The following is a 22539-nucleotide window of genomic DNA, read 5'->3' on the forward strand; positions in this document are numbered from 1 at the left end:
AATGGCGCACGCTTATTAATGACAAGGATTAAAAGGGAAAAAATTCAGGACATGGAACATCGGGCGGGCAGGCTGAAACCCAGCATCGCCAGCGCTTCTCCGGCAACAGCGACGGCATGATCGGCCACCTGCGGCAGCCCCATCAGTTCACCAAAACGCCCTCGCGCCGCCGGGCCACAGACCAGGATCGTCGGCGTGGACTGCCCTTCGCGCCCAATCGCATGGGAGCGGGTATCGACATCCAGCCCCAGCCCCAGCGCATCCGGGCGAATCAGCCCGCGCCGCGTCAGTTCCTGTAACAGCGGTTGACTTTCGGTTAAGGCATTGTGCGCCGGCCCGGTGGTCAGGATCAGATGATCGACAGTCAGCGCGTATGGCCGCCCGCGACGCGGACTGAGGGTCAACGTCAGCGTACGCGCATCACCCGCCAATGCCGTCAGCCTCGCGGCCTGCACATTCAGGCTGCCGTCATCAATACGCTGCGAAAGAACCTCAGCCGTCTGCGGCGCGATCCGATAACGATGCACATCCCAGTAGCTGCGCAGATGACGCAGAAAGCGCTGGCGGTCGACGAAAGCTAATTCTTGCCAGATGGTCTGTCCCTGATTGCGCACAGCATCCAGTACGACTTGCCAGGGTAGACCCTGTTCAGCCGCACGGGAGATATCCTCCCGGACCCGCCGTAAACGTTGGCGCAGCGTTCCCTGCCGATAATCGCCCGGCCACTCCACGCTTTCTCCGCTAAGGTTGCTCCGCGAGAGCAACCCGCGGCGGGAGAACGCCGTTACCGATCCCCGATGTCCAGGTCGGGTTATCGCAGCGACGGCATCCGCCATTGTCAGCCCGGTACCCATCACAGCAACCCGCGCGTCCGGCGCGATAGTCGTCAGCGCATCAGGCCGCCATGGGTCGGCAATCAGCGCGGGATGATCGCGAAAAGAAGCCGCCAGCTGTGGCAGTGACGGCGGCGGATGACTCATTGCCAGCACCAGCAAATCGGCCTTCAGCAGACGGCCGGTATCCGTCGTTACACCGCGGTTGTCAAAGGCCAGCGCCTGCTCGCGCAGATGAATCAGCCGTCCGTCACTGGCTCGCGCCGTGTCGGCAAAACGTTGTGCGACATAACGTCCAAACTGAGCACGCTGCGGGTAAACGGAACCTTCCTCGCGCAATGCCTGCGGATCGTCGGCGAAAGTGGGCTGTCTGCGGTACCAGCGGTCAAACGCCCCCTCTTCTTCATCAGCCAGTTGCATCCGCACGGCGGGCACGTTTATACGGTGAGACGGTTCCGTTGTGGAATAGGCCACCCCGGCACCGGGTACGGCGCGTGGCTCCAACAGCATGACCCGCACCCCTTTGGGCGCAAGGCGTAGTAACTGGATAGCCGCGGCTGCACCGCTAAAACCACCACCGACAATAACCACCTGCGGCTCAACGTTCATCGCCAGCCACCTTAACGAAGACATGAATCATATAATCCCCCTTCAACTGGCGCTAACCTGTTTAACCGGGCGTTTATCGCCGCCGATAGTTTCGCCAAACGGGCCGGTATTGACGGCGCGCGCCTTAGGCTGGGCAGCGTTATCCAGCGGCAGTAATGGCATGACCAAATCGGCGAAGCGGTGCGCCTCTTCCAGATGCGGATAGCCGGAAAAAATAAAATTTGTAATACCCAGCGCCTGATATTCACAGATGCGTTCCGCAACCTGCTGTGGGTTACCGACCAGGGCAGTTCCCGCCCCGCCGCGGACCAGGCCGACGCCCGCCCACAGGTTCGGCGCAATATGCAGGTTATCGCGGGAGCCTTTGTGCAGTGCGCTCATTCGCGCCTGACCCGCGGAATCCATCCGGGCGAAAATCTTTTGCGCCTCGGCGATGACATCATCATCAAGATGGGCGATCAGACGGTCAGCGGCAGCCCAGGCCTCCTCTTCCGTTTCGCGAACAATGACATGTAAACGGATGCCGTATTGCAGGGTACGCCCGCGAGCCGCAGCGCGGGCGCGGACGATAGCCAACTTCTCCGCCACCAGATCCGGTGGTTCACCCCAGGTCAGATAGGTATCGATTTGTTCCGCGGCAACGTCGATCGCCTCCGGGGAAGATCCGCCAAAATACAGCGGAGGACCGTTTTCCTGTACTGGCGGGAAGAGTACTTCCGCGCCTTCTACGTGAATATGTTCTCCCTGATAGTCCACTTTTTCGCCACGTAGCAACCGCGTATAGACGTCGAGAAACTCCCGTGTCACCTGATAACGTTCACGATGGCTCAGGAAGATGCCATCGCCTTTGTTTTCTACCGGATCACCGCCGGTCACAACATTAATCAACAGTCGCCCCTCAGACAGGCGATCCAACGTTACCGCCATGCGCGCCGCCAGCGTCGGCGGCTGAAGGCCGGGACGAACGGCGACCAGATAGCGCAAACGGCGGGTCAATGGCGCCAGCGCCGAGGCTACCAGCCAGGAATCTTCGCAGCTTTTTCCGGTTGGGATCAGTACACCGTAATAGCCGAGGCTATCCGCAGCCAGCGCCACCTGCTGCAGGTAAGGTAAATCAACAGGACGTCCGCCTTCGGTAGTGCCCAGATAGCGTCCATCACCATGCGTCGGCAAAAACCAGAATACGTTGATACTTTCGTTAGCTTTCTGCGTCATTATCCATTTCCTATATAACCATATTCGATATTTATCGAAGTGTTGTTTTAATTTTGTTATATGGGTGTTAGCGATAATCATGCCAAAAACAGAAAATTATTTAATTAATAATAATCAATTAGTTAAAGATAACCCTCCTGCCGTATGCTGTTGCAAATGCGCCAACCGATGCGCGCCGCCTGCTGCATTGGCAACAGAAGGACAATGACCCCCTCTGGTTTGTGACGCCAGCTAACGATAAGTTCAAAACGTCATTTACCGGAGGTCCATCATGCTGAATCCTGAATCCCCATCCACCACACCTGTACTGATCGACCCGGCGTCCAAAGCGTTTCAGAGCCTGCTGGATAAACTGGCCCCTACCGAGGCTACCGTGCTGATCGTCGGCGAGACCGGTACGGGTAAAGAGGTGGTTGCCCGTTATCTGCATCACCATAGCGCGCGCCGCCATCAGCGGTTTCTCGCCGTCAACTGCGGCGCACTGACCGAAAGTCTGGCGGAAGCCGAGTTGTTCGGGCATGAAAAAGGCGCCTTTACCGGCGCGCTGCAAAGTCATCCCGGTTGGTTTGAAGCGGCGGAGGGCGGCACCTTGCTACTCGACGAGATCGGCGAACTCAGTCTGCCGTTACAGGTTAAACTGTTGCGCGTCTTGCAAGAGCGCGAGATAACCCGCGTCGGCTCTCGAAAAGCGATCAAAGTTAACGTGCGTGTCATTGCGGCAACGCATGTCGATTTGGCGCAGGCTATCCGCGAGCGCCGTTTTCGTGAAGATCTCTACTACCGGCTCAATATCGCTATCGTGCCGCTGCCCCCCTTACGTCAGCGGCGGCAAGATATTCCCCTACTGGCAAATCATTTCTTAACGCTCTACGCCCGCCGGTTAGGCCGTCCGACTCGCCGTCTGGCACCGGAAACCCTGGCGAAACTGATGGACTATTCCTGGCCCGGCAACGTACGTGAACTGGAAAATACGCTGCACAATGCAGTCTTGCTGAGTAAAGAGGAGGAGATTATGCCCGCACAGCTCCGCCTGACCACATTGAACGATGCTTCCATGCCCGTGACGGACAATGTACTGGATGAATTTATTCGCCAGCAGCTCGATCATCCTGGCGAGCCGCTCTGGGAACGGGTTACCGGTGCGCTGATTCGCGGCGCGATGGCACACTGCGACGATAACCAAAGCCAGGCCGCGGCATTGCTGGGGATGAGCCGTCATACATTACGCACTCAACTGGCGAATCTCGGGGTGATTAAAAGCCGTCGTCGGGTGACATCCTCAGTCCGACCTGCACCAGGCACCGCCTCTGCGGACCGCGAGTTACGGATTGGCTATCAACGTTTCGGCAATCTGGGGATCTTAAAGGCGCGGCAGTGCCTGGAAAGCGCCTTCGCCAGTCTTGGCGTTAGCGTACTGTGGAGTGAATTCCCGGCGGGACCACAATTGCTGCACGCCCTCGCCTGTAATGAAATCGATTTCGGCACCACTGGCGAAGCACCGCCGGTCTTCGCGCAGGCCAGTAACAATGAACTGGTGTATGTGGCATGGGAACCGTCTGCGCCGCAAAGTGTAGCGATGGTGGTGCCACAGCAAAGCGAGATTCATTCCATCAGCGATTTACGCGGCAAGCGTATCGCTCTCAATAAAGGATCGAATGTCCACTGGTTATTATTGCAGATACTCGAAGAGGCCGGTCTGGGACTGAATGACATCAAAGTGGTTTACACTCCACCGAAATATCCGCTCACCGCCAGCGATTACCTGGCGGTGGATGCCTGGATGATGTGGGACCCGCTATTAAGCGATGCCGAAAGCGCCGCAGACCTGCGGGTAGTCGCCAGCGGCGAAGGTCGGGTGCACAACCACCAGTTTTATCTGTCGCGTCGCGATTATGCGACGCGCAACGGCGATATCATGCATCAGTTGCTGGAAGAGCTGGCGCAAACCGGGGAGTTTATCGATCGCCGACGTGACGATGCTGCCAGCATGCTTTCAGCAGAACTGGGCATTAACGTCGCGTCGCTCAAACGAGCACTGGCCCGCCGCAGCCATCGCCCACGCCCGATGGATCTCTGGGTCATCCGCGCTCAACAGACCATTGCCGACCGCTTTTACGCTCTTGGGCTCATTAATAAAGCAATCTCAGTACGGGAAGCTGTCTGGTACGGCGAAGCGACAAATAACAACCAGAACCTGCTGTTATATGTGGATTAAACCGGTGAATGAGTTGACAGAGAAAAAAGTGCTACGCGCAATGCTGGCGATAAAATTCGGTATCCCGCATAGGGTTTTGGCCTTATGTTCAACACACTGCGCCAGGGAGGCGCGCCGTGGAATACACAACGGGTTTACCGGGTATATCGGTTGTTAAAGCGCGACCTGAAGCGTAAGAAAAAAACACCTACCCAACAAACACCCGCAATCTCTGGCTGTTCCGGGACGCACCATTCTTAAGTTTCCTTTTCTTTATCCCGCAGCCTGAAGCAGCAGGCCGCAAGCGGCCTGCCACACACTTTATGCCGTCAGCGTCTGCATATCGATCACAAACCGGTATTTCACATCGCTTTTCAGCAGACGTTCAAACGCCTCGTTAATCTCGTCCATGCGGATCACTTCCGAATCAGCGGTAATATTGTGTTCGCCGCAGAAATCCAGCATTTCCTGCGTTTCGGCAATCCCACCGATGCAAGAGCCTGCGATAGAACGGCGCCCTATCAGCAGCGGTACGGTGTTAACGGTAGGCTCAATGTCCCCCAACAACCCGACAAACACCAGCGTACCGTCCAGCGTCAATGTGGAAATATAGCCGTTAATGTCGTGGGTATAGGGCACCGTATCAATAATCAGCTCAAACTGCCCTTTCACTGCCTCCATCTGTTGCGCATCGGTAGAGAGCACCACATGGTGCGCTCCCAGGCGACGGGCATCCTCCTCTTTACCCGGCGAACGGGTAAACAGTGTCACTTCCGCCCCGAGCGCGTGCGCCAGTTTCAGCGCCATATGTCCTAAACCGCCCAGGCCGATAACCGCAACTTTGGAGCCGTTTTTCACTTCCCAGCGACGCAGTGGCGACCACGTGGTAATGCCCGCGCAGAGCAGCGGCGCAACAGCTTGCGCATCCAGGTTCTCAGGAATGCGCAACACGAAATCCTGAGAACAGACAATCGACTGCGAATAGCCGCCAAACGTCGGGCGGTGATCGTGGCGGTCAATACCGTTATAGGTCTGGATATTGCCCTCTTCGCAATACTGTTCCAGACCCTGCTTGCACGGCGAACATTCGCGACAGGAATCGACCATACAGCCGATACCGACTAAATCGCCGGCTTTAAATTTGCGTACGTCGTCGCCAACCGACACCACGCGGCCGATAATTTCATGGCCCGGTACGATGGGATACTGGCTGAATCCCCAATCGTTACGCGCCTGGTGCAAATCAGAATGGCATACGCCGCAGTACAAAATGTCGATAACCACGTCATCGGCGCGGGGATCGCGACGCTCAAAATGAAAAGGCGCCAGCGGGGCTTTATTCGACTGCGCGGCATAACCGAGGACTTTCATGGTCATGATCTTTCTCCGTAGATTTTTCAGGCTTGAAACAAGGGAACATGCCCTTGTTGTTGCATAAACGCTCATCGTCAAGTATGGCGCATTGCAGTATCTGCCGCGCAGTCGCAAGGCGCTTTGCACTTTCTGTCATTGGAGAAAAAGAAAAGCTCTCCGCAGAGAGCTTGATATCAAAGGACTTTACTCAGGAATGCGGCAGTGCGGGGGTTGGTCGGTGCGTTGAAAATCTGTTCCGGCGTGCCCTCTTCCTGGATCACGCCCTGGTCAATGAAGATGACCCGGTCCGCCACCTCACGGGCAAAACCCATTTCGTGGGTCACAATCACCATCGTCATCCCTTCGTTAGCCAGCGCTTTCATCACCTGCAAAACGTCGCCCACCAGCTCCGGATCCAGTGCGGAAGTCGGCTCATCAAACAGCATGATCGACGGATTCATCGCCAGCGCACGGGCAATGGCCACGCGCTGTTGCTGCCCACCGGAAAGACTGGAAGGCCAGGCGTCACGTTTATCACTCAGACCGACTTTGGCCAGCAGATTTTCCGCCAACTCCACGGCCCCCGCGCGCGCCATGCCTTTCAGGCTCATTGGCGCCATGATCAGGTTTTCCAGCACCGTCATGTGCGGGAACAGGTTAAAACGCTGAAACACCATCCCGACGCTTTCCCGCAGTTTGTTCAGGTCGGTACTGGTCTCATGAATGGCATAGCCATTCACCTGTACTTCGCCTTCACTGACGCTTTCCAGCGCATTCATGCAGCGTAAAAACGTACTTTTCCCGGAGCCGGATGGCCCGATGATGCACACCACTTCCTGCGGCTGGATGTCGCAACTGATACCGCGCAAGACATGACTTTCGCCGAAATGCTTATGCAAGTTATTAATGTGAATCACTTTTGCCAAACCTCTTTTCCAGTCGGTTAACCATCTGCGCCAGCAGGAAGGTGATGACCCAGTACACCAGTGAAATGGTCAGGTAGGGTTCCCAGTAGGTGGCATACGCGCCGGATACAGTACGGGCGGCATACGCGAGGTCCGCCAGGCCGATTGCCGAGGCGAGTGACGAATCCTTCACAATGGCAATCGCATTGTTTCCCAGCGGCGGCAAAATACGGCGAAACGCCTGCGGCAGGATCACCTTGCGCATGGTTTTCCACCACGGCATCCCCAGCGCACGCGAGGCTTCCATCTGCCCTTTATCAATCGACTGGATCCCGGCGCGGAAAATTTCCGAAACATACGCGCCCGCATTCAGGGTAATGGCGACAATGCAGGAGAGAAATGCACCGTAATCGGAACGCAGCGCGCGCGCCACATCGCTGCTCATCATCCCGCTGGTCACCAGAATGCCGTCACGCGGATTAATAAACAGCGGTACCAGCGCAAAATGCACCACCATGATCTGCACAAACAACGGCGTGCCGCGAAATGCGCTGACGTAAAAACGCACCGGGAATTGCACCAGATAGCGCAACACGAACTTCCACGGGCCATGTCCGGCGTGCGCCATTCTGCCGAGGCCAAGCGTCAGCCCCCAAAGCGTGCCTAAAATAACGCAGATAATGGTGCATTTGATGGTCATCCAGGCGCCCTGCATAAACAGCGGCGCATACTCCTGGATAATCTCCCAGCGGAATGCTGACATAAGTAATCCCTGAAAAAATGACGGCTATCGGAGAGACTCACGATAGCCGGAAGAGAAAGAAAACGTTAATTACTGCGCGGGCAAAGCAGGCACATTCTCGTCAAACCAGGTTTTGTAGATTTTTGCATAGGTGCCATTCGCAACAATCTTCTTCAGACCGCTGTTGATTTTGTCTTGCAACGCCGTGTTGCCCTTGGCTACCGCGATCCCGAAATATTGACGCTCGAATTTGGCGTCCGGTACCAGTTTAAACTGCTTTTCCGGATGCTGTTTGATGTAGTATTTCACGACGCCCACATCGCCCACCGCGGCGCTCACGCCATCTTCAAACAGCTCCTGCAGCATCAGCGGCGTATTATCAAAGCGCTTAATGGCCGTGCTGTTTTTCCCCAACACGTCTGATACGACGATATCGCCCGTACTGGAGTTCACCACGCCGACTTTCTCCTCTTTCAGCGACGCCAGAGAGGTCACTTTCGAGGTCGCCGGGACAACAATCGACTGCTCAGCCGGGAAGTATGGCGCAGAGAAGTCCACCATCTGTTTACGTTTATCGGTAATCGTAATGCCAGAAATAATGATGTCGCGATCGCCGGAACCCAGGGTCGCGAAGATCCCTTCCCATGGGGTGTTGATCAGCTTGATATTGAAGTTTTCTGCTTTCGCGATGGCTTTAATGAGGTCGATATCGAACCCTTCCAGTTGTTTCTGGTTATTTTCGAACTCGAACGGGCGGTAAGTCCCGCCTGCGCCGACAACGTAAGTTTCCTGAGCGGCAAACGCACTGCTGGCCAACGCGGCAAAAAGACAACCGGCCTGAATCCATTTCTTAAACATATAACCACCTTTTTATGCAGATAATATGCATAAAAATACATATGTCGCTCTGTGTATGCAATCGTTATTATCGCAGTGGAAAAGAATAAAGCGCCGTAATGTGTTAAAAACGACGCAGTGAGTACGCCAGTCGTTCAAACGTATCAACGGAGGACCACGCGATGAACCACGCTGTACCTGATATTGCTTTCCTGCATGAACTCGCCGACGCGGCAGACAAACAGACGCTACCGCGTTTTCGCTCCCGGATGAACCTGCATGTCGGCAGCAAGCCGAAAGAGGGTTTCCGCTTTGACCCGGTCACTGATGCCGACCGCGAAGCCGAGCGCGCAATGCGTGACCTGATCACCTCCCGCTATCCCGATCATTCTGTGATGGGCGAAGAATTTGGTCTGACCGGTTCTGGCCCATTGCAATGGGTTCTGGATCCAGTGGACGGTACGCGCCCGTTTCTGTGCGGCATTCCGGTATGGGGAACGCTGATCGGGCTGACCGTTGAAGGTCGTGGCCACATGGGTATGATGAGCCAGCCGCTGACCGGGGAGCGTTTCTGGGCCGATGGTCAACGGGCCTGGCGCAGCGGCCCCCAGGGGACAGCACAGATGCAAACCCGCCGGGGGATCCCGCTGGAACAGGCGATTTTGCATCTCACCTCCCCTGAACCTATTGCCCGCCACCCACAGATTAACTTCGCTGCGCTGGAAGCGAGTACGCTGATGATTCGCTACGGCGGTGAGTGTTATGCGCTGTCGATGCTGGCCGCCGGGCAAATCGATTTATGTCTGGAATACGGGTTGCAGCCTTATGACATCGTCGCGCTGGTGCCCATTATTGAACAAGCTGGTGGCGTGGTGACCACGCTGAGCGGCGGTCGCCCGGAGGCGGGCGGTAATATCCTGGCGTCCGGCTGCCCGCAACTGCACGAGCAGGCATTGAGCCTGCTAAACAGCTAACGCGCTAAACCGTTACAGCTTTAGCCATTTACTGCTGATACTCTCAACTGAAATAGCAAGCGAAACGGTAGTAAAATGCGCCATTCCTGCTCTCGCCTTTGCCTGTTTTGCGACAAAGGCGTGATTTTTGAGGGGAATCCGCCGAAACCTTTTTGTGCGAACTTAACACGTTGATAACACTTCGTTGTGAAACTGCACAGATGATTTTTGAAACGCTGTTTTTGTTTTCCTTTTGTCTATAAATCATCGTATAATGCCGCTCTATTCACTCTTGAATGGTTTCAGCTGATTGAACTGTAAAATATATAACGTACATCACTTATTTCCCCATTGGGCTGAAACTCAGGCACACATTACTCTGCACGCTTTTTTGATGTCACCTATCCTTAGGCTGTGGCATCGCTCTTTTCGCAACACAGGTTTGACTCCGGAGCCGTGCGCTACCCGGAGCGTGATTTCCATATCCTTCTCAACTCAAACTTAAAGACCAGAACTGTCATGAAAAAGACCAAAATTGTTTGCACCATCGGTCCGAAAACCGAATCCGAAGAGATGCTGGCGAAAATGCTGGACGCAGGCATGAACGTTATGCGTTTAAACTTCTCTCACGGCGACTATGCGGAACACGGCCAGCGCATCAAAAACCTGCGCAACGTGATGAGCAAAACCGGTAAAAAAGCGGCGATTCTGCTGGACACTAAAGGTCCGGAAATCCGCACCATCAAACTCGAAGGCGGCAACGATGTTTCGCTGAAAGCGGGCCAGACCTTCACCTTCACTACCGACAAATCCGTTGTGGGTAACGCTGACACCGTTGCGGTGACCTACGAAGGTTTCACTACCGACCTGAATGTCGGCAATACTGTGCTGGTGGACGATGGTCTGATCGGCATGGAAGTGACCGCCATCGAAGGCAACAAAGTCATCTGTAAAGTGCTGAATAACGGCGACCTCGGTGAAAATAAAGGCGTTAACCTGCCTGGCGTTTCCATCGCCCTACCGGCGCTGGCTGAAAAAGATAAGCAAGACCTGATCTTTGGTTGCGAACAAGGCGTTGACTTTGTTGCCGCATCCTTCATTCGTAAACGTTCTGACGTGGTTGAAATCCGTGAGCACCTGAAAGCGCACGGTGGCGAACACATTCAGATCATCTCCAAAATCGAAAACCAGGAAGGCCTGAATAACTTCGACGAAATCCTCGAAGCCTCCGACGGCATCATGGTTGCGCGTGGCGACCTGGGCGTTGAAATCCCGGTTGAAGAAGTGATCTTCGCGCAGAAGATGATGATTGAAAAATGTATCCGCGCGCGCAAAGTGGTCATCACTGCGACTCAGATGCTGGACTCCATGATCAAAAACCCGCGTCCGACCCGCGCTGAAGCAGGCGACGTGGCGAACGCCATTCTCGACGGCACCGACGCAGTCATGCTGTCGGGCGAATCCGCAAAAGGTAAATACCCGCTGGAAGCGGTGACCATTATGGCCACCATCTGCGAACGTACCGACCGCGTGATGACCAGCCGCCTGGACTTCAACAACGACAGCCGCAAACTGCGCATCACCGAAGCGGTATGCCGTGGTGCGGTTGAGACTGCAGAGAAACTGGCCGCGCCGCTGATTGTGGTTGCGACCCAGGGCGGTAAATCCGCACGCGCAGTGCGTAAATACTTCCCGGACGCCACTATTCTGGCGCTGACCACCAACGAAGTGACCGCGCGTCAGCTGGTGCTGAGCAAAGGCGTTGTCGCGCAGCTGGTGAAAGAGATCTCCTCTACCGATGATTTCTACCGTCTGGGTAAAGAAGTGGCGCTGGAAAGCGGTCTGGCGGCTAAAGGCGACGTTGTGGTAATGGTTTCCGGCGCGCTGGTTCCAAGCGGCACCACTAACACCGCCTCTGTCCACGTTCTGTAATATAGTCAAACATTACAGACTGATTAAAAAAGCGCCCTTGCGGCGCTTTTTTTATATTCCCGAAACCAGCCAAAATAAAAAATCAAATCGGATTTCACTATTTAAGCCCGGCATTATCTAAGATGAATCCGATGGAAGCCTGCTGTTTTAACACGCGTTTTTTAACCTTTTATTGAAAGTCGGTGCTTCTTTGAGCGAACGATCAAATTTAAGGGCATTCCCATCAAAAAAATATTCTCAACATAAAAAACTTTGTGTAATACTTGTAACGCTACATGGAGATTAACTCAATCTAGAGGGTATTAATAATGAATCGTACTAAACTGGTACTGGGCGCGGTAATCCTGGGTTCTACTCTGCTGGCTGGTTGCTCCAGCAATGCTAAAATCGATCAGCTGTCTTCTGACGTTCAGACTCTGAACGCTAAAGTTGACCAGCTGAGCAACGACGTGAACGCAATCCGTTCCGACGTTCAGGCTGCTAAAGATGACGCAGCTCGCGCTAACCAGCGTCTGGACAACCAGGCTCACTCTTACCGTAAGTAAGAGTACCTGTGTTGAAATGGCGCACGTAGTGCGCCATTTTTTTTGCCTGCAATTCCCCTTCCCCTTTATTTATCTACTGCGTTATCACCCGCGGTTCCGTTTCCGCATTCATTGCCGCTGCGTCTGCACTGTTCTGCACCGATAACACACTTTCCGGATTCACCGCTGTGGATTTTCCCACCGCTATAGCAACCGGATAGCCCGCGCGACGATTTAGCGCTTTCTCAATCAGATTCTTGTCGCCACCGGCCTGGTTAATAAACGTTGCCAGCGTTGGAGAAAGCTGGATAGGCACCCGCTGGGTATCCTCCTCCACCGTTTGCGATAACGGGCGATGAACTTCAATGTAGTGCCTGCCATCAGGCTCCACGGCATATTTCACCGGCTCGTTGATAATGGTCACGCGAGTCCCTGCAGAGACCTGAGCAAACAGCGCCTGAATATCCGGCGCGCTCATCCGCATACAGCCAGAACTGACCCGCAGCCCGACGCTGTCAGGCGCATTAGTGCCATGAATGAGGTATTCGCCATGACCAATGCCCAAACGTAGCGCAAAGCGCCCCAGCGGATTATTTGGCCCTGCGGGTACCACTGGCGGCAATTCAATGCCATTGGCCAGTGAGCGCGCACGTATGCCGACCGTTGGCGTCCAGGTTGGGTTGGGGATCTTCTGACTGACACGGGTCACGGAAACCGGCGTTTCCAGTCCTTGCTGACCAATACCGATCGGGTAGACCTGCACACTGTTTTTCCCCGGCGGGAAATAGTACAGCCGCAGTTCAGCCAGATTCACCACAATGCCTTCACGGGGCGTATCCGGTAACAGCATCTGCGACGGAATGGTCACCACCGTACCGGGACGGGGAACCGGCGCAATCGTGTCATTCGCCTCCAGGATCAGCATCGCTGCGGTATCAAAGTGCCGGGCGATGGCCTGCAGATTTTTATCTCCTGCCTGTACGGTGTACGTCTGATTTTGACCAATGATGCGGCTACCGTCCGGCGGCAGAGGATACTCCGCCGCACGGGCCAACGGGATAACGCTAAAAGCGCAAAAAAGGCACAGAGAAAGAAGAGACGCGCGTTTCATGCCGAAGTTCCTGTATTCACTGACAAGACGCCAGAATGCTGAAAGTCCATGCGAGGTAGAAATCACCTCGCATCACAGGATGAAAGCTGTCTTTTAAGTTTAGCTAATGTTTGCCGCTTTGTTGCGTATCGCGCGGATCATTGCTTCAAGCCCTTGCGAACGGGAAGGCGTGAGATGCTGGGTTAATGACAGCTGTTCGAACCACGGGCGCACATCGAAAGCCACAATATCCTGCGCGGTCATCCGCTGATAGAGCGCAAACACAATGGCAATCAGCCCTTTAACGATAGCGGCATCGCTGTCGCCGGACAGTTCAATCACCCCTGCGTCGTTGCGCTCCATGACGATCCACACCTGGCTCTGGCAACCCTGAATAATATTGTCCGGGTTATGAGCCTCCTCGCTCAGGTCCGGCAGGCGTTGTCCCAGTTCAATAATATAGAGATATTTCTCTTCCCAGTTGGCGCAGCGAGCAAAATTGCGCAACAACTTCTCTTTATCCGGTAATACAGCCATGTTCGCCTCTTACGTTAGCCCAGCAACTGATGAATACGTTTCAGGCCAGCTACCAGACGATCCACCTCTTCTTCCGTATTGTACATAACCAGCGATGCGCGACACATGGCAGGCACCTTGTAAAACGCCATTAATGGCATGGCGCAATGGTGCCCGGTACGTACCGCAATACCGTAATTATCGAGGAAACTCCCCACGTCATAGGCGTGATGTTTCCCCAGATTAAAGGCGATCACCCCCTGACGCTGCGCCGGGCCATACAGGGTTAAATCCGGCACCTCTGCCAGTGCAGTTAACGCGTAACACATCAGCGTCTGCTCATATTCGCCAATGGCATCCAGCCCACGTCGGGTAACGTAATCAATGGCCGCGCCCAGGCCGATAATGCCACCGGTATTTGGCGTACCGGCTTCGAAGCGCCAGGGGGCTTTTGCATAGGTCGAGCCCTCCGTCAGGCTGACGGTGGCGATCATTGAACCGCCGCCTTCCCACGGAGGCATATCCTGCAGGATTGCCTCTTTCACATACAGCACGCCAATCCCGGTCGGCCCGTACAGCTTATGGCCGGAGAAGACATAAAAATCGCAATCCAGCGCCTGCACGTCCACTGAATGGTGCATCACCGCCTGGGCGCCATCCACCAGCACTTTCGCGCCGTGCTGATGCGCCAGCGTAATCATCTCCGCCACCGGGTTTTCGGTGCCCAGCACATTCGACACCTGGGTTATTGCCAGCAAGCGGGTACGATCGTCAAACAACGTTGGCAGCACGTCGAGTTGCAAGGTGCCATCCTGATTGAGCGGAATAACGCGCAGTTGCGCGCCGACGCGTTCACAGAGCATTTGCCACGGCACAATATTGGCGTGGTGCTCCATGGCGCTGATAACGATATTGTCGCCCGCGCGCACCTGGCTGTTGCCCCAGCTATTCGCCACGAGGTTGATACCCTCGGTCGTACCGCGCACAAACACCAGCTCTTCCGGCAACCGCGCGTTAAGAAATGCTGCCGCCTGCACGCGTACATTTTCCATACGTTGCGTGGCTTCTGCGCTCAACGTATGAATGCCGCGGTGCACCGCAGCATAGCCGTGGCGGAAAAACTCCGCTTCGGCATCAATAACCTGATTCGGTTTTTGCGCGCTGGCGGCGCTGTCGAGATATGCCAGCGGTAGTCCGTTCACTTCACGCAGCAGTACCGGGAAATCGGCACGCACGGTGTTGACGGGAAAACTCATGCTACGCCCCCTGCCAGACGCTGACTGATTCGCGCCAGCACCTGATGTTTCAGCGCCTCGTCGTTGATAGCTTCCGTCAGTTCAGCGGCAAAGGCATGGATAATCATTTTTTGCGCCGCCTGCCGGTTGATCCCGCGCGAGCGCAAATAGAACATCTGCTCATCATCGATACGCCCGATGGTCGCACCGTGACTGCATTTCACATCGTCGGCGTAGATTTCCAGTTGTGGCTTGGTATCCACTTCCGCCAGACGACCGAGCAGCAAATTGTTGTTGGTCATCTGCCCGTCGGTTTTGATGGCGTGTTGCGCCACATTAATTAAACCGTTAAAAACCGCCCGCCCTTTGTCGCTGACGATGGTTTTATGCAACTGGCGACTATTGCAGTAGCCCTTATTATGCTCAAGCCAGGTGCGCGTATCGCACACTTCCGATTTCACCGGCATTGCCAGACTGTTGATATTGAGCTGCGTGTTTTCGCCATTCAGTTGCGTACTGGTGTTATGTCGCAGCACCGCGCCGCCGAGCAAGAAACTGTTGCTCTTTGCCGAACCATTGTCCGCAAGCCAGATATCATTGTGTGCAAAGTGGTAGCTCGCCGGATTTTCAAACGCCAGCTTCACATGATGCAGATGCGCATTCGCCGCAACGCTCATCGTCAGCCGCGAGCCGGTAAAATGCAGATTGTCGTTTAGGCTGACATAATGCTCATAGACGGTCGCTTCCGCACCCTGCGCCAGCGAAAGATGGTGGCGATAATGCGCCGTGTTCATCTCATCACCGGCCACACCCTGGGTGATATGCATTAAGAGCAACGGCTTAGAAGGCCGTAGGTCTTTCGCTACCTGAATCCAGGTTACGCCCTGCGCCAGACTTTCGGTTAAATGCAAAAAGACTTCCGGCTGTACCGGTGCAGGCAATTGCTGGCGGGCATCGTTAAACGTCACGTCAAAACCGGAACCGGCGGTATCGTCGCTCAGCGCCGCATTAAATACGCCATCAACAAACACTAAGCGCACCGCATCAACCGGCAACGCCAGCGCGTCGCGCTGTTGCTCGCTGACCGCCCCTGCCATCGTAACAAACTGGCTGTTTAGCAGGCCATCCAGCGGCGTGTATTTCCAGTTTTCCTGTTTGCGGGTAGGCAGCCCCAGCCGCAACATCTGCTGCAGATGCTGCTGCGCCGCGTCAGAGCGCGCACCACCCAGCTTTTCGAACAGGTGGTGCCACTGTTGCAGTGCGTTACTGCTGTTCGGTAAGCCAGCCATAGCCCTGCTCCTCCAGTTGCTTAACCAGCGTGAAATCACCCGATTTCACGATGCGCCCCTGATATAACACATGCACAAAGTCGGGTTTGATGTAATCCAGAATGCGTTGGTAATGCGTCACGATGATAAATGCGCGCTTTTCGTCGCGCAGGGCGTTAACACCATCGGCCACGATTTTCAATGCATCAATGTCCAGACCGGAGTCCGTTTCATCCAGAATGCACAAATCCGGCTCCAGCACCGCCATTTGCAGGATGTCGTTACGCTTCTTCTCACCGCCGGAGAAACCGACGTTAACCGAGCGGGTCAACAAATCTTCCGGCATTTTCAGCAGCTTGATTTTGTCTTCCATCAGATCCTGGAAGTCAAAGCGATCGAGCGCCTCTTCACCACGGTACTCACGCACGGCATTCAGCGCCGTTTGCAAAAAGAACTGGTTACTGACGCCGGGGATCTCCACCGGGTACTGGAAAGCCATAAACACGCCTTCGCCCGCACGGTCTTCCGGCGACAGTTCCAGCAAATCTTTGCCTTTAAACTCGACGCTGCCACCCACAACTTCGTAATCTTCACGTCCGGCCAGGGTCGCAGAAAGCGTACTTTTCCCGGAGCCGTTCGGCCCCATGATCGCGTGCACTTCGCCGGGGCGAACCTCCAGGCTCAGACCACGCAGGATCTCTTTGTCTTCTACGCTAACCTGCAAGTCTTTAATACTTAACATTTATTATCCCTTAATCCTTAACCGACGCTGTGTTCAAGGCTGATGGCCAGCAGTTTTTGCGCTTCAACGGCAAATTCCAGCGGCAGCTCGGAGAACACGTCTTTACAGAAGCCGTTGACGATCATCGAGATAGCGTCATCTTCGCTGATGCCACGTTGCAGGCAGTAAAACAGTTGATCTTCACCAATGCGCGATGTGGTCGCTTCATGCTCTAGCTGGGCGCTGTTATTACGGCACTCCACATACGGGAAGGTATGCGCGCCGCTGTCCGGGCCAATCAGCATCGAGTCGCACTGCGTGAAGTTACGCGCGTTGGTCGCCGTCGGCATGATCTTCACCAGCCCGCGATAGCTGTTCTGGCTATGCCCGGCCGAGATACCTTTCGAAATAATCGTCGATTTGGTGTTCTTACCGATGTGGATCATCTTGGTGCCGGTATCCGCCTGCTGATGCCCACTGGTCAGCGCCACCGAGAAGAACTCGCCAATGGAGTTGTCGCCGCGCAGGATACAACTGGGGTATTTCCAGGTGATGGCCGATCCGGTTTCGGACTGGGTCCACGACATTTTGCTGTTGTCGCCCTCGCACAGGGCGCGTTTGGTAACAAAGTTAAGGATCCCGCCGGTGTTGTTATCCCCGGGGAACCAGTTTTGCACCGTTGAATATTTCACTTCGGCGTCTCGGTGGATGATCACTTCCACCACCGCCGCATGAAGCTGGTAACTGTCGCGCACCGGCGCTGAGCAACCTTCGATATAGCTGACGTAACTGCCTTCATCCGCGACCAGAATGGTACGTTCGAACTGCCCGGTTTTTTCGGCATTAATGCGGAAATAGGTCGACAGCTCCATCGGGCAACGCACGCCTTTCGGGATGTAGATAAAAGTGCCGTCAGAGGCGACGGCGGCATTCAGCGCGGCAAAAAAGTTGTCGTTGGAAGGAACGACAGTGCCAAGGTACTTTTTCACCAGTTCAGGGTGATCGTGGATCGCCTCGCCAAAGGAGCAGAAGATAATGCCCTGTTCAGACAGTTTTTCCCGGTAGGTGGTCGCTACCGATACCGAGTCAAAAATGGCGTCCACCGCCACTTCTTTGCCTTCACGCACCGGAACGCCGAGCTGGTTGAAAGCCTCTTCCACCTCTTCTGTCAGCCAGGCGTTGGCGCCGGTTTGCTGAACCGCCCCCGGCTGGGATGCGCAGGTGTCGTCGCAATTACCGCAAGATGGCGCAGAGTAATAGCTGTAATCCTGGTAATCGAGTTTATCGTAGTGCGCTTTCAACCAGTGCGGTTCTTCCATCTCCAGCCATGCGTGATAAGCATTCAGGCGGAATTCAAGCATCCACTCGGGTTCGTTGCGTTTTGCCGAGATCGCCCGCACCACATCTTCATTGATGCCTTTAGCCAGCTCATCGGTGCTCAACCGGGTAAAAAAGCCCTCTTTATAATTGAGGTTGCCGCCGGTCCAGATTTTGACATCGTCAGTTGCTTCAGTATTACGAGACATAGTACCGCCTATACCCCAAAACTTTCGCCGCAGCCGCATTCATGCTGGGCTTTTGGGTTATGAAATTTGAAGATCTGATTTAACCCTTCACGTACATAATCCACTTCGGTGCCGTCGATGAACGGCATCGCCTGCAAGGGTACGTAGAGACGCGCGCCATCAGACTCATACAGTAAATCGTCAGCCGTCGGCTCCGTTACGGTATCTAATACATAACCGAAACCGGCACAGCCGGTCTGCTTAATGCCAAGCCGAACGCCAAGTACACCCGCCTGTTTACTGGCCAGCGCACGGATATGTTCTGCGGCCGCCGGCGTCATGGTTAGCCCGCGCCATGCAAAATCTTGCGGATTAAATGATTCCATCGCTTTACCTCACGTCACCAGATCTGAAGAGCATAATGCTATGTTAGTGATAATGATTATCACTTCAACCCGTATTCCGCAGGGTTATTCCCCGCCAGCCCCTTTTTTCGGTACTTGCTATAAGCATAGACTCTGCTGAAAGGCTTTACAGCCAGGTAAAAAATTGTTTAATAAATTGATAAATAATGACTTTAGGCAAGCCATGACGGGTAAGCAGGTGAAAAAGAAAAGGTGTATAGGCAATACCTATTTTTGAGATAGGATTTTAAAAATTCTTCGCCCCAAAAAGCTTTCTGCATTTCAAAAGGTTAGCTGCATCACAAAACAGGGAGCAAAGGCACGGCTGCCACTGCGGGTGACAATATCTTTTCCGGTTCCTGAAGATAATTCACGAAGGCTTTCTTTTATGTCGATGTTTTTTGCTTCAATGGGGCTTTGACAATTCGCACCGTCAGTCAGATCCGGATAATTTGTCTGGGCAGGGCCATCCTCCCAATCGCAAACAACACCACTCTTTTCCAGTTTTATTCCCTTGCCGCATTTTTTGCCTGCCATAACACAGCAGAATGAGATTTTATCGTCTTCACCGCTGGTTAATAACTCAGCTATGATAATCGCTGTTAATTACCCGAGCCCGATGCGCTGGGCCATCAAACACGGAGAGTATTGGTGATGACGCAGTCAATGATGTCGTATTCAGATACAGGTACAGGATTTCCCGTTTTATTAGGCCACAGTTACCTGTTTGATAAATCCATGTGGTCACCGCAAATTGACACGCTGGCAAAATATTTCCGCGTTATTGCGACGGATTTATGGGGCCATGGGCAGTCGCCGGCCCTGCCCGCATCGACATCCTCCATGGCCGACATTGCCAACGATCATTTAGCCTTGATGGACGCACTGGGCATCCATGAATTTGCCGTGGTGGGTTTATCCGTTGGCGGAATGTGGGGCGCCGAACTGGCCGCCGCCGCCCCGGAAAGAGTCAAGGCATTGATGCTGTTTGACACGTTTGTGGGCGATGAGACGCAAGCGGCAAAAGACCGCTATTTCATGATGTTAGATACCATCAACTCGCTGGGCAGTATTCCCGTGCCGCTACTCGAATATGCTGTTGCGCAATTCTATTCCAGGTATGCCAAACCGGAAGATACCCAACAGCTCACCGCCTCGCTCTCCGCACTACGTTCCGAACCCTTACGCACCAGCATTGTGCCGCTGGGCAAACTGATTTTCGGCCGCCCGAATCGCCTGGCTTTACTGGAGACCATCACCTGCCCGACGCACGTTGCCACCGGGGCGCTCGATTTACCTCGTCCTGTCACCGAAGGACGGCTGATGGCGGAAAGATTAGGTTGTGACTTCACCCTGATCCCCAATGCCGCACATATCAGTAACCGTGAAAACCCGGAGGTGGTGACGCAGCTGATTGTCGATTTCCTGAGGCAGTACGGGTAACAAAACGATTACCCGCCGCAGATAACGGCCTAGAGCTTAATCACGTTCAGGCCGTAATCAGCCGGATCAACAATGTCCTCCAGCACACCGATTTGCGCTAAGTCGCTTCCCGACACCACGCTGCTGATATTGCTTTCAGGAAAGCGCAGATTTTTGACAATATGCACCACGCCCGGTTTACCTTTGCGGTCGACATCCATAATCCAGGCCAGAAAACCACCCGCGTATTTTGCCAGACTGCCTATCGGGTAAAACCCGTAGACCTGCAAATACTCGACGATGATCTCGCGATCATACTCGCTGTCTGCCTGGTAAATGTGGCGGCAGGCCGCCAACGGCGTTCGCGGAGGCGTGCCGTTACGCGCGTTAGTCAGCTTATTAATCGCTTTAATAACCGATAACAGACGCACCAGCGAAGAGAGCTGCCCGCCCTGTTTACCCGCCGGGTAACCCCTACCATCCAGCCGCTCATTCGCATTTTCAATCACGTCACGGCATGTCAGCCCTGGTGTCCATCCCAGCTCGCGAAACCGGTTCAGTAACGTCCCGACATGCGTACGCAACATCACTTTTTGCGCCGGATCCATACTGACTTTGAGCGAAGGTAACGCCGCACTCACCAGCAACGGTTTACCCAGCGTGTGCATAATGGCGCCCAGCGTCGCCTCGCGCACATGCGGATCGTGCGGATCTCGCAGGGTCAACATATCCGCCAGTTTTGCCGCAACCTGCACCGCGTGACGAACCCAGTCAGGTTCATCACGCAGACAACTCAGCGCATAGAGCAGGGCTTTGCGATCCTGCTTCAACAGGTAGAGCAACGTGTCCACACAATCATAAAAAATCCGGATGGGCAGCAGATCGTGCGTCTTCATATACATCAGCGCGACCTGCAACCGGTGCGCCACTTCCATAACCCCCTGCTCCATCGGTGACTGGCGCGCGCGTTTCTCCCGCTCTTGCGTCTCCCGTTGCAGGATCTTCTGCTCTCGTTGACCAGGGATAAATAAAGGGGACTGATAAATCATAGTGCCGCGCATTCCGGTACGATAAGCCGCCTCTCTTTCCGCTTCGTTCACATAGCGGAACAACGCTTCCGACTGAGACGACGACAGATTGACAAACTGGATGCCCACGGCCGCATAGCCATTGTTGCCAAACGGGCGTATATGCCGGACGCACCCCTGGGCATAAAAATGCTCTCCGTCAGGAAACGACAACGTAACGCCGGGAATAACCTGCCCAACGTCAAGCGCAATGCTCTCAAATAAATCAATTTCGACCATGCAGCCGCCAACGGACAAATTCCGTAAGCGCCCGGGAATAGTCAGCATATGCAGATAAACCTCAATCCCCACGCGCGCCTGCATGCCAAGAATAAACGGGATACGTATCGCGCCACGATGTTCTGTGACAAAAACAGATTCCGGTAATTGGCATTCGAGCCGATAACGCATGCTGTCTGTTTTCATCAACTGGGCGGGGATATTACTCAGGCTATATGTTTCCCGCTCGATAACATCCACGCCTTTTAACGCTTCCAGGTCAAAGCTCAATCCGCCGTCCGCAAGATACGCGTTTATATCTGCGCCCGCGTATTCGACTTCGAGTGTGATGCGATTTGTTTCCTGGTTCAGTTCTGCAACGTCAGCCTCTAATGCGTAGGGCATATCCTTAGCATAAACTGACAGCATATACGGATGCTGCAGTAATGAACGAATAACATTACCCGGTGGGAGAGAATAGTGTTCCGCCATGCTATATCCCTTTCATACGAAGTTACGCAGCCAAAGCAAAAATGTCACAATTGCTGTTTTTTTTACTTATTATCGCCTGAATACAAATATCCTGAATACATCTTTAAGATGCCGTTCAAATAATTTAAGACTTTTCCAAAGAAAAAATAAAAACCACCCTTCCAAAACAACCAAAAAATGGGCTGCCTAAGCGGGCTATATATTGTGAGTTGGTGCAACGTTTCTTTTCTTAACAAAAACTTGCGTTGTACACAAGAAGTTATTTATTTACCACTCACTGTTTTTTATCCAGGAAAACAACAGGATAAACCAAATCCTCCGTGAGAAATCAGTAAATTCTTATCCTAAAGTAAAACTAAAAAGCACAAAATACCAGTATAATTTATAGATTTAAGCGATCATTTTCTTAACAGTGATAGATGCAGGCTATCAAAAAGAGACAATCGATCATTTAAAACAATTTTCAATAGTAATGAATCGGCATGTAGAATCGAAAAATTATA

General features: G+C 53.9%; 20 protein-coding genes and 1 pseudogene. 6 read left to right on the forward strand and 15 right to left on the reverse strand.

Annotated elements, in window-relative coordinates:
- Window positions 1-44: 44 nt before the first annotated feature.
- Both N7922_RS14410 and ssuD read right to left on the reverse strand, forming a co-directional pair.
- Window positions 45-1442 (reverse strand): FAD/NAD(P)-binding protein, encoded by a 1398-nt coding sequence (locus N7922_RS14410; protein ID WP_263100915.1) that lies wholly within the window; start codon window positions 1440-1442, stop codon window positions 45-47.
- 42 nt (window positions 1443-1484) lie between these two features.
- Complete coding sequence (gene ssuD, locus N7922_RS14415; protein WP_263096955.1) at window positions 1485-2657, reverse strand: FMNH2-dependent alkanesulfonate monooxygenase; 1173 nt, start codon at window positions 2655-2657, stop codon at window positions 1485-1487.
- 271 nt (window positions 2658-2928) lie between these two features.
- On the opposite strand from ssuD, the gene N7922_RS14420 reads away from it, so the two are divergent.
- Together N7922_RS14420 and N7922_RS14425 are read left to right on the forward strand one after the other, a co-directional pair.
- A complete protein-coding gene (locus tag N7922_RS14420) occupies window positions 2929-4872 on the forward strand; it encodes a sigma-54-dependent Fis family transcriptional regulator (RefSeq protein WP_263096956.1) in 1944 nt (647 codons plus the stop codon).
- A 72-nt stretch (window positions 4873-4944) separates the two neighbouring features.
- Window positions 4945-5095: pseudogene (locus N7922_RS14425) on the forward strand (IS3 family transposase); the annotation flags it as partial.
- Between the two features lie 77 nt (window positions 5096-5172).
- Here the strand turns inward: N7922_RS14425 and N7922_RS14430 are convergent.
- The 4 genes from N7922_RS14430 to N7922_RS14445 form a co-directional block, all read right to left on the reverse strand.
- Window positions 5173-6228: an NAD(P)-dependent alcohol dehydrogenase gene (locus tag N7922_RS14430; protein WP_263096957.1), complete on the reverse strand. Its 1056-nt coding sequence runs from the start codon at window positions 6226-6228 to the stop codon at window positions 5173-5175.
- 170 nt (window positions 6229-6398) lie between these two features.
- Window positions 6399-7121, reverse strand: coding sequence for an amino acid ABC transporter ATP-binding protein (locus N7922_RS14435; RefSeq protein WP_263100916.1), 723 nt, complete (start codon window positions 7119-7121; stop codon window positions 6399-6401).
- On the reverse strand, window positions 7108-7872 hold the full coding sequence (locus N7922_RS14440) for an amino acid ABC transporter permease (protein ID WP_263096958.1): 765 nt from the start codon (window positions 7870-7872) through the stop codon (window positions 7108-7110). Before N7922_RS14440 ends, N7922_RS14435 begins: the two co-directional genes overlap by 14 nt.
- Before the next feature lie 69 nt (window positions 7873-7941).
- Entirely contained in the window at window positions 7942-8709 is a 768-nt protein-coding gene (locus tag N7922_RS14445; protein WP_263096959.1) for a basic amino acid ABC transporter substrate-binding protein, read from the reverse strand.
- Between the two features lie 161 nt (window positions 8710-8870).
- On the opposite strand from N7922_RS14445, the gene N7922_RS14450 reads away from it, so the two are divergent.
- The 3 genes from N7922_RS14450 to N7922_RS14460 all read left to right on the forward strand — a co-directional run bounded on the left by N7922_RS14450 (window position 8871) and on the right by N7922_RS14460 (window position 12118).
- Complete coding sequence (locus N7922_RS14450) at window positions 8871-9662, forward strand: inositol monophosphatase family protein (RefSeq protein ID WP_263096960.1); 792 nt, start codon at window positions 8871-8873, stop codon at window positions 9660-9662.
- 498 nt (window positions 9663-10160) lie between these two features.
- Entirely contained in the window at window positions 10161-11573 is a 1413-nt protein-coding gene (gene pykF / locus N7922_RS14455; RefSeq protein WP_263096961.1) for a pyruvate kinase PykF, read from the forward strand.
- Between the two features lie 308 nt (window positions 11574-11881).
- Window positions 11882-12118, forward strand: coding sequence for a major outer membrane lipoprotein (locus tag N7922_RS14460; RefSeq protein ID WP_007374746.1), 237 nt, complete (start codon window positions 11882-11884; stop codon window positions 12116-12118).
- Window positions 12119-12191: 73 nt separating this feature from the next.
- Here N7922_RS14460 and N7922_RS14465 read toward each other — a convergent pair whose 3' ends face one another.
- The 8 genes from N7922_RS14465 to N7922_RS14500 form a co-directional block, all read right to left on the reverse strand.
- Window positions 12192-13208 (reverse strand): L,D-transpeptidase family protein, encoded by a 1017-nt coding sequence (locus tag N7922_RS14465; RefSeq protein WP_263096966.1) that lies wholly within the window; start codon window positions 13206-13208, stop codon window positions 12192-12194.
- 99 nt (window positions 13209-13307) lie between these two features.
- Window positions 13308-13724, reverse strand: coding sequence for a cysteine desulfuration protein SufE (gene sufE, locus N7922_RS14470; protein ID WP_263096967.1), 417 nt, complete (start codon window positions 13722-13724; stop codon window positions 13308-13310).
- A 14-nt stretch (window positions 13725-13738) separates the two neighbouring features.
- On the reverse strand, window positions 13739-14959 hold the full coding sequence (gene sufS / locus N7922_RS14475; RefSeq protein ID WP_263096968.1) for a cysteine desulfurase SufS: 1221 nt from the start codon (window positions 14957-14959) through the stop codon (window positions 13739-13741).
- A complete protein-coding gene (sufD, locus tag N7922_RS14480; protein ID WP_263096969.1) occupies window positions 14956-16227 on the reverse strand; it encodes a Fe-S cluster assembly protein SufD in 1272 nt (423 codons plus the stop codon). Before sufD ends, sufS begins: the two co-directional genes overlap by 4 nt.
- Entirely contained in the window at window positions 16202-16948 is a 747-nt protein-coding gene (gene sufC / locus N7922_RS14485; RefSeq protein ID WP_263096970.1) for a Fe-S cluster assembly ATPase SufC, read from the reverse strand. Before sufC ends, sufD begins: the two co-directional genes overlap by 26 nt.
- A gap of 17 nt (window positions 16949-16965) precedes the next feature.
- A complete protein-coding gene (sufB, locus tag N7922_RS14490) occupies window positions 16966-18453 on the reverse strand; it encodes a Fe-S cluster assembly protein SufB (RefSeq protein WP_263096971.1) in 1488 nt (495 codons plus the stop codon).
- A gap of 8 nt (window positions 18454-18461) precedes the next feature.
- A complete protein-coding gene (sufA, locus tag N7922_RS14495) occupies window positions 18462-18818 on the reverse strand; it encodes a Fe-S cluster assembly scaffold SufA (RefSeq protein WP_263096972.1) in 357 nt (118 codons plus the stop codon).
- 300 nt (window positions 18819-19118) lie between these two features.
- A complete protein-coding gene (locus N7922_RS14500; RefSeq protein ID WP_263096973.1) occupies window positions 19119-19373 on the reverse strand; it encodes a hypothetical protein in 255 nt (84 codons plus the stop codon).
- A 117-nt stretch (window positions 19374-19490) separates the two neighbouring features.
- Here N7922_RS14500 and N7922_RS14505 point away from each other — a divergent pair, with 117 nt between their 5' ends.
- Window positions 19491-20279, forward strand: coding sequence for an alpha/beta fold hydrolase (locus tag N7922_RS14505; protein ID WP_263096974.1), 789 nt, complete (start codon window positions 19491-19493; stop codon window positions 20277-20279).
- A gap of 29 nt (window positions 20280-20308) precedes the next feature.
- Here N7922_RS14505 and N7922_RS14510 read toward each other — a convergent pair whose 3' ends face one another.
- The gene (locus tag N7922_RS14510) at window positions 20309-22036 is read right to left on the reverse strand and encodes a PilZ domain-containing protein (RefSeq protein WP_263096975.1); all 1728 of its coding nucleotides are present in this window, start codon (window positions 22034-22036) and stop codon (window positions 20309-20311) included.
- Window positions 22037-22539 lie beyond the last annotated feature (503 nt).

Source organism: Kosakonia sp. ML.JS2a (assembly GCF_025642095.1).
Lineage (GTDB): Bacteria > Pseudomonadota > Gammaproteobacteria > Enterobacterales > Enterobacteriaceae.

Bases quoted from the DNA above. Each gene is read 5' to 3' on its own strand.
- N7922_RS14410 (WP_263100915.1), bottom strand. From the start codon at position 1,442: ATGAACGTTGAGCCGCAGGTGGTTATTGTCGGTGGTGGTTTTAGCGGT.
- ssuD (WP_263096955.1), bottom strand. From the start codon at position 2,657: ATGACGCAGAAAGCTAACGAAAGTATCAACGTATTCTGGTTTTTGCCG.
- N7922_RS14420 (WP_263096956.1), top strand. From the start codon at position 2,929: ATGCTGAATCCTGAATCCCCATCCACCACACCTGTACTGATCGACCCG.
- N7922_RS14430 (WP_263096957.1), bottom strand. From the start codon at position 6,228: ATGACCATGAAAGTCCTCGGTTATGCCGCGCAGTCGAATAAAGCCCCG.
- N7922_RS14440 (WP_263096958.1), bottom strand. From the start codon at position 7,872: ATGTCAGCATTCCGCTGGGAGATTATCCAGGAGTATGCGCCGCTGTTT.
- N7922_RS14445 (WP_263096959.1), bottom strand. From the start codon at position 8,709: ATGTTTAAGAAATGGATTCAGGCCGGTTGTCTTTTTGCCGCGTTGGCC.
- N7922_RS14450 (WP_263096960.1), top strand. From the start codon at position 8,871: ATGAACCACGCTGTACCTGATATTGCTTTCCTGCATGAACTCGCCGAC.
- pykF (WP_263096961.1), top strand. From the start codon at position 10,161: ATGAAAAAGACCAAAATTGTTTGCACCATCGGTCCGAAAACCGAATCC.
- N7922_RS14460 (WP_007374746.1), top strand. From the start codon at position 11,882: ATGAATCGTACTAAACTGGTACTGGGCGCGGTAATCCTGGGTTCTACT.
- N7922_RS14465 (WP_263096966.1), bottom strand. From the start codon at position 13,208: ATGAAACGCGCGTCTCTTCTTTCTCTGTGCCTTTTTTGCGCTTTTAGC.
- sufE (WP_263096967.1), bottom strand. From the start codon at position 13,724: ATGGCTGTATTACCGGATAAAGAGAAGTTGTTGCGCAATTTTGCTCGC.
- sufS (WP_263096968.1), bottom strand. From the start codon at position 14,959: ATGAGTTTTCCCGTCAACACCGTGCGTGCCGATTTCCCGGTACTGCTG.
- sufD (WP_263096969.1), bottom strand. From the start codon at position 16,227: ATGGCTGGCTTACCGAACAGCAGTAACGCACTGCAACAGTGGCACCAC.
- sufC (WP_263096970.1), bottom strand. From the start codon at position 16,948: ATGTTAAGTATTAAAGACTTGCAGGTTAGCGTAGAAGACAAAGAGATC.
- sufB (WP_263096971.1), bottom strand. From the start codon at position 18,453: ATGTCTCGTAATACTGAAGCAACTGACGATGTCAAAATCTGGACCGGC.
- sufA (WP_263096972.1), bottom strand. From the start codon at position 18,818: ATGGAATCATTTAATCCGCAAGATTTTGCATGGCGCGGGCTAACCATG.
- N7922_RS14500 (WP_263096973.1), bottom strand. From the start codon at position 19,373: ATGGCAGGCAAAAAATGCGGCAAGGGAATAAAACTGGAAAAGAGTGGT.
- N7922_RS14505 (WP_263096974.1), top strand. From the start codon at position 19,491: ATGACGCAGTCAATGATGTCGTATTCAGATACAGGTACAGGATTTCCC.
- N7922_RS14510 (WP_263096975.1), bottom strand. From the start codon at position 22,036: ATGGCGGAACACTATTCTCTCCCACCGGGTAATGTTATTCGTTCATTA.